This window comes from Pseudomonas sp. PB105, assembly GCF_009764655.1.
Classification (GTDB): domain Bacteria; phylum Pseudomonadota; class Gammaproteobacteria; order Pseudomonadales; family Pseudomonadaceae; genus Aquipseudomonas; species Aquipseudomonas cyclaminis.
This window is the reverse complement of sequence record NZ_RWIO01000028.1, coordinates 139,988-146,701: the sequence shown is the minus strand read 5'-3', so window position 1 is coordinate 146,701 and position 6,714 is coordinate 139,988. Positions and strand designations below refer to the sequence as shown.

5 protein-coding genes, 1 tRNA gene, 1 rRNA gene and 1 pseudogene are annotated in these 6,714 nt (G+C 57.6%); 7 read left to right on the top strand and 1 reads right to left on the bottom strand.

All coding sequences use genetic code 11. The features are described 5' to 3' along the window. A 5S ribosomal RNA gene (gene rrf / locus EJD88_RS06185) occupies window positions 1-110 on the top strand; the annotation flags it as partial. Window positions 111-207: 97 nt separating this feature from the next. Next, window positions 208-536, top strand: a pseudogene (locus tag EJD88_RS26985) (transposase); the annotation flags it as partial. A gap of 496 nt (window positions 537-1,032) precedes the next feature. Here the strand turns inward: EJD88_RS26985 and EJD88_RS06175 are convergent. Next, a tRNA-Leu gene (locus tag EJD88_RS06175) sits at window positions 1,033-1,117 on the bottom strand. 108 nt (window positions 1,118-1,225) lie between these two features. Here EJD88_RS06175 and queA point away from each other — a divergent pair. From queA to secF, 5 genes are all read left to right on the top strand, one after another. Beyond that, complete coding sequence (queA, locus tag EJD88_RS06170; protein ID WP_158877220.1) at window positions 1,226-2,275, top strand: tRNA preQ1(34) S-adenosylmethionine ribosyltransferase-isomerase QueA; 1,050 nt, start codon at window positions 1,226-1,228, stop codon at window positions 2,273-2,275. 5 nt (window positions 2,276-2,280) lie between these two features. Then, complete coding sequence (gene tgt, locus EJD88_RS06165) at window positions 2,281-3,396, top strand: tRNA guanosine(34) transglycosylase Tgt (protein WP_003175976.1); 1,116 nt, start codon at window positions 2,281-2,283, stop codon at window positions 3,394-3,396. Between the two features lie 43 nt (window positions 3,397-3,439). Further along, complete coding sequence (gene yajC / locus EJD88_RS06160; RefSeq protein WP_003175975.1) at window positions 3,440-3,778, top strand: preprotein translocase subunit YajC; 339 nt, start codon at window positions 3,440-3,442, stop codon at window positions 3,776-3,778. Window positions 3,779-3,840: 62 nt separating this feature from the next. Then, window positions 3,841-5,709 carry a protein translocase subunit SecD gene (secD, locus tag EJD88_RS06155; RefSeq protein ID WP_099585624.1) on the top strand — a complete coding sequence of 623 codons (1,869 nt, stop codon included), beginning with the start codon at window positions 3,841-3,843 and terminating at the stop codon, window positions 5,707-5,709. 9 nt (window positions 5,710-5,718) lie between these two features. Beyond that, window positions 5,719-6,633: a protein translocase subunit SecF gene (gene secF / locus EJD88_RS06150; RefSeq protein WP_158877219.1), complete on the top strand. Its 915-nt coding sequence runs from the start codon at window positions 5,719-5,721 to the stop codon at window positions 6,631-6,633. Window positions 6,634-6,714: the final 81 nt, after the last annotated feature.

Genomic DNA, 6,714 nt, shown 5'->3' with positions numbered 1-6,714 from the left:
GACCATAGAGCATTGGAACCACCTGATCCCATCCCGAACTCAGTAGTGAAACGATGCATCGCCGATGGTAGTGTGGGGTTTCCCCATGTGAGAGTAGGTCATCGTCAAGATTAAATTCCAGAACCCCTGTTTGCTAACGCAAACAGGGGTTTTGTTTTGGGCGGTCGAAAAGTTCGCAAATGTTCGCTCGCGCAAAACATGAACGAAGTGCTGTGTCGCCACGGCGTCGATATTCCACGCCAAACCTCGGCGCGCTGGGTGATCCACTGTGACGAAACGCGGGTCAGATGATGATAGAACTGGGTCGAGAGCCGACCAGCCAATCCTGGATGTGGATGCAAGCCAGCGGGCGGCCGAATCAGCCCGTTATCGTGTTTGACTACTAGGCTAGCCGGGCGCATGAGGTTCCGTAGCGCCTGCTCGAAAGCTGTCGTGGCTACCTGATGACCGACAACGCCTTGGGTGTGTAATCCGGTGTCGAACGTTTAGGCTGTTGGGCACATGCGCGACGCAAGGTTGTCGAGGCGCAAAATATGGGTGGCTGCCGACAGCGTCTTCGGTTGAGGATTGCGAAGCTTTATTGTCCTGGAACGGCTCGCCGGTATCGCAACGTGCTGTCCATCTTGATGGTCGGCAGGGTTTACTTTGAATTCAAAGAACGAGCGGAGCAGCGATCATGAAGTACGACGATAAACTGATTGAAGAAGCCATGCTTGCCCTGTTGGTAACCTAGTTCCGACTCGGATACCTGACTTCATACCACGGCAATACGGTAGGTGAGGTTGACCATATTCAAGTCAAGGTTCGCTCGTTTGCTTATGTGTGCTGATAGGGGGAGAAGGGGAGGCTATGTCATCACAAGACTCTCGCGGTTCCTAAGCGCGCTCACTGGCTTTTAAGGTTTGTAACTATCTTGGGGTTGGTTTGCGCCTGGTCCGGTCTTCTGAGCGCTTATGCGGCCCCCTGGCGACATGTTTTTACTTTTTTGCAGACGAAAAAAAAGACCTTGAAATTCAAGGTCTTTCTTTAAGATGGTGCCCCGAGGGAGACTCGAACTCCCACTCCTTTCGAAAACGGATTTTGAATCCGCCGCGTCTACCAATTCCGCCATCAGGGCTCAATGGCGGCGAAGTATAGAGATGAGATTACCGTTGGTCAATCACGTTTCATGGTCTATTTTCACTATTTCCGCTAGACTTCCGGGCCCTGCTAGACGAACCCCATCATGCGCGTTGCTGACTTTACTTTTGAACTGCCTGATTCGCTGATCGCTCGCCACCCTTTGGCCGAGCGTCGCGCCAGTCGACTGCTGACCCTGGACGGGGTCAGCGGTGCCCTCGCACACCGTCAATTCACTGATTTGCTTGAGCATTTACGCCCAGGTGACTTGATGGTGTTCAACAATACCCGGGTGATTCCGGCACGGCTGTTTGGCCAGAAGGCTTCCGGCGGAAAGCTGGAGATTCTGGTGGAGCGTGTGCTCGACACTCATCGCGTCCTGGCCCATGTGCGCTCCAGTAAATCGCCGAAGCCAGGTTCAAGCATCCTCATCGACGGCGGTGGCGAAGCTGAAATGGTCGCGCGTCATGACGCACTGTTCGAACTCAAGTTCGCCGAAGAAGTGTTGCCCCTGTTGGAGCGTGTCGGCCATATGCCGTTGCCTCCGTACATCGACCGCCCTGATGAAGATTCGGACCGTGAGCGTTATCAGACGGTTTACTCCCAGCGCCTCGGTGCAGTAGCTGCGCCGACTGCCGGGCTGCATTTTGATCAGCCGTTGTTGGAAGCGATTGCCGCCAAGGGCGTCGAGACTGCCTATGTGACCCTGCACGTGGGGGCCGGCACGTTTCAGCCGGTGCGTGTGGATAACATCGAAGACCATCATATGCACAGCGAATGGCTGGAAGTCAGTCAGGCTGTGGTCGATGCAGTCGCTGCGTGCAAGGCGCGTGGAGGGCGTGTGGTGGCGGTGGGCACCACCAGCGTGCGCTCCCTGGAAAGTGCGGCACGCGACGGCGTGCTCAAGCCATTCAGTGGCGACACCGATATCTTTATTTTCCCAGGCCGGCCGTTCCATGTGGTCGACTGCCTGGTGACCAACTTCCATTTGCCGGAATCCACGCTATTGATGCTGGTGTCGGCATTTGCCGGTTATCCCGAAACCATGGCCGCTTACCAGGCTGCCATCGACAATGGATACCGTTTTTTCAGCTACGGTGATGCGATGTTTATCACCCGCAATCCGGAGCCACGCGGCCCAGAGGGGACCTTATGAGTCGTATGTCGTTTGAATTATTGGCCACCGACGGCAAGGCCCGTCGTGGTCGCCTGACCTTCCCGCGCGGCACCGTAGAGACCCCGGCGTTCATGCCGGTTGGCACCTACGGCACCGTCAAGGGCATGCTGCCTCGCGACATCGTCGCCACCGGTGCCGAAATCATCCTCGGCAACACCTTCCACCTATGGCTGCGCCCGGGCACGGAAGTGATCAAGAAGCATGGCGACCTGCATGACTTCATGAAGTGGCAAGGCCCGATCCTCACCGACTCCGGTGGTTTCCAGGTGTTCAGCCTGGGCGCCATGCGCAAGATCAAGGAAGAGGGCGTGACCTTCGCCTCGCCGGTGGACGGCTCCAAAGTATTCATGGGTCCCGAAGAGTCCATGCAGGTGCAGCGTGACCTGGGCTCCGACATCGTGATGATCTTCGACGAATGCACGCCGTACCCGGCCGACGAAGACGTCGCGCGAATTTCCATGGAGCTGTCCCTGCGTTGGGCCCAGCGTTCGAAGAACGCCCACGGGGACAACACTGCCGCGCTGTTCGGTATCGTCCAGGGCGGCATGCACGAAAGCCTGCGTAAACGCTCGCTGGAAGGCCTCGACAAAATCGGCTTCGATGGTCTGGCCATCGGCGGTTTGTCGGTAGGCGAACCCAAGCACGAGATGATCAAGGTGCTGGACTACTTGCCAGGCCTGATGCCTGCTGACAAACCTCGTTACCTTATGGGCGTTGGCAAACCGGAAGATCTCGTAGAGGGTGTGCGCCGCGGTGTGGACATGTTCGATTGCGTGATGCCAACCCGTAATGCCCGCAATGGGCATCTGTTCATCGATACAGGCGTGCTGAAGATCCGTAACGCGTTCCATCGCCATGATGATTCGCCGCTGGATCCCACCTGTGATTGCTACACCTGCCAGAACTTCTCCCGTGCTTATCTGCACCATCTGGACAAATGCGGGGAAATGCTGGGTAGCATGTTGAATACCATCCACAATTTGCGTCATTACCAAGTCCTGATGGCTGGTTTGCGCGAGGCTATTCAACAGGGTACATTGGCCGCCTTCGTCGATGCCTTCTATGCCAAGCGCGGGCTCCCTGTGCCGCCCTTGGACTGAGTTTCCCGACCCTAAGATTCACTATTTGCAACTGGAGTGCTAAATGAGCTTTTTTATCTCTAACGCCATGGCTGACGCCGCTGCGCCTGCCGCTGCCGGTCCTATGGGCGGTGGTTTCGAGTGGATTTTCCTGGTCGGCTTCCTGGTCATCTTCTACCTGATGATCTGGCGTCCACAGGCCAAGCGCGCCAAAGAGCAGAAAAACCTGCTCGGCAGCCTGCAAAAAGGTGACGAAGTTGTGACCACTGGCGGCATCGCCGGCAAGATCACCAAGGTTTCCGACGCTTTCGTGGTTCTGGAAGTCTCCGACACCGTAGAAATGAAGTTCCAGAAAGGCGCCATCGCCGCCACGCTGCCAAAAGGCACGCTCAAAGCGATCTGAGTAACAACCTTTACCAATCGACGGGGCGCGCAAGGCGCCCCGCGTTATAAGCGGGCGGCGTGATGCTGAACAAATACCCTCTGTGGAAATACGTACTGATCCTGGCGGTGCTGGCGATCGGTTTTATTTATTCCGCTCCCAATCTCTATCCTGATGACCCGGCGATCCAGATCACTGGCGCCAGCACTTCGTTGCAGGTCAACCAGGCTGATCTGGACCGCGCGAGCAAAGCGCTCACCGATGCGGGTATCCAGGTTAAAGCGGCAACATTGGCAGCTGGTGCGAAGGGCGGCTTGTTGCGCCTGACCAAGCAAGAAGACCAATTGCCGGCAAAAGATGTCGTGCGCAAGGCCATGGGTGACGACTACGTCGTTGCACTGAACCTGGCACAGACCACGCCACAATGGCTGCGCAGCATTGGCGCGCACCCGATGAAGCTGGGTCTGGACTTGTCCGGTGGTGTGCACTTCCTGTTGGAAGTCGACATGGACAAAGCCCTCGACGCGCGCCTGAAAGTCTACGAAGGCGACGTGAAGAGCCTGCTGCGTAAAGAGAAGCTGCGTTATCGCAGCCTGCCGCAGCTTAACGGTGCCATCCAGCTGGGCTTCTCTGATGAAGCTTCCCGCGAACAGGCCCGTGCGCTGATCCGCAAGAACTTCAACGATTTCGACATCGTACCGGCTGACCTGAATGGTCAGGCTGTACTGCGTCTGGCGATGAGCCCGGCCAAGATCGCGGAAATCCGCGAGTACTCCATCAAGCAGAACTTGACCACAGTACGTAACCGCGTCAACGAGCTGGGTGTGGCTGAGCCGATCGTTCAGCGCCAGGGCGCAAACCGCATCGTGGTTGAGCTGCCAGGCGTGCAGGACACGGCTGAAGCCAAGCGTATCCTGGGTAAAACCGCCAACCTGGAATTCCGCCTTGCGGCTGAGCCAGGTGCTTCTCGCGCCACTTCCGAGGAATTCGAGTTCCGCGAAGGCAATCGTCCACCGGCGCAGATCGAGCGTGGCTTGATCATCACCGGTGACCAGGTAACTGACGCCAAGGCCGGTTTCGGCGAGCACGGCACGCCTGAGGTGAACATCCGCCTGGATGGTCATGGCGGCGAACTGATGAGCCGCGCCACGCGCAGCAACGTCGGTCGCAGCATGGCGGTGATCTTCATCGAGCAGCGTCCTGTCACCACCTACACCAAGCAGGTCGTCAACGGCGTCGAGAAAGACGTGCCGGTGCAGACCTTCAAGGAAGAGAAGAAGATCATCAGCCTGGCGACTATTCAGTCGCCGCTGGGTGCTCAGTTCCGTATCACTGGCCTGAACGGCCAGGGTGAATCCTCGGAGCTGGCACTGCTGCTGCGTGCCGGTGGCCTGGCGGCACCGATGTACTTCGCTGAAGAACGTACCATCGGCCCGAGCCTGGGTGCGGACAACATCACCAAAGGCGTGGATGCTGCGCTGTGGGGCATGTTGTTCGTCTCGCTGTTCATCATCGCCATCTACCGCTTCTTCGGCGTCATCGCCACCGTCGCTTTGGCGGGCAACATGGTGATGCTGCTGGCTCTGATGTCGCTGCTGGGCGCAACACTGACCCTGCCGGGCATTGCCGGTATCGTGCTCACCATGGGTATGGCGGTTGACGCCAACGTACTGATCTTCTCGCGGATTCGTGAAGAGATCGCGGCGGGCATGACCGTACAGCGCGCAATCAACGAAGGCTTCGGCCGGGCATTTACTGCAATTCTCGACTCCAACCTGACCACTCTGCTGGTCGGCGGGATTCTCTTTGCGATGGGCACCGGCCCGGTCAAAGGTTTTGCGGTAACTATGTCCCTCGGTATCTTTACCTCGATGTTCACGGCCATCATGGTGACCCGCGCAATGGTCAACCTGATCTTTGGCGGGCGTGACTTCAAGAAGTTGTGGATTTAAGGGGCTGCCATGTTACGTACAATCAACTTCATGGGCGTTCGCAATATTGCGTTCGGCGCCACCCTGCTCCTTACCGTTCTGGCGTTGTTCAGCTGGTTCCATAAGGGCCTGAACTACGGTCTGGACTTTACCGGCGGTACGCTCATCGAGCTGACCTACGAGAAGCCGGCCGACGTTACCCTGGTGCGCAACGAACTGGTCAAGGCTGGTTATCACGAAGCCGTCGTGCAGAGCTTTGGTGCGACCACCGACCTGCTGGTGCGCATGCCAGGCGAAGACCCGCAATTGGGTCACCAGGTTGCCGAGGCCTTGCAGAAGGTTGGCGGCGATAACCCGGCATCGGTCAAGCGCGTCGAGTTCGTTGGTCCGCAAGTGGGTGAAGAACTGCGCGACCAGGGCGGCCTCGGCATGCTGATGGCGCTGGTCGGCATCATGATCTACCTGGCGTTCCGCTTTCAGTGGAAGTTCGGTGTCGGCGCCATTGTTTCGCTGATCCACGACGTGATCGTGACTGTGGGTATTCTGGCGTACTTCCAGATCACCTTCGACCTGACCGTACTGGCTGCTGTGCTGGCGATCATTGGTTACTCCCTCAACGACACCATCGTGGTATTCGACCGGGTTCGTGAGAACTTCCGAGTACTGCGCAAGGCGACGTTGATCGAGAACATCAACATCTCCACGACCCAGACGCTGCTGCGGACCATGGCGACTTCGATCTCCACCTTGTTGGCGATCGCTGCGCTGATGATCTTCGGTGGCGACAACCTGTGGGGCTTCTCCCTGGCGCTGTTCATTGGCGTTCTGGCGGGTACCTACTCGTCGATCTACATCGCTAACGTGGTGCTGATCTGGCTGAACCTCAACAGCGAAGACTTGATCCCTCCGGCCGCGACTGGCAAGGAGGTCGACGACCGCCCTTGATGGGTGCTTGTTGATCTGCTGTTACAAGAAAGGCACGAGTATTGAACTCGTGCCTTTTTTTTTGCTCCAAGGCTGGGTATA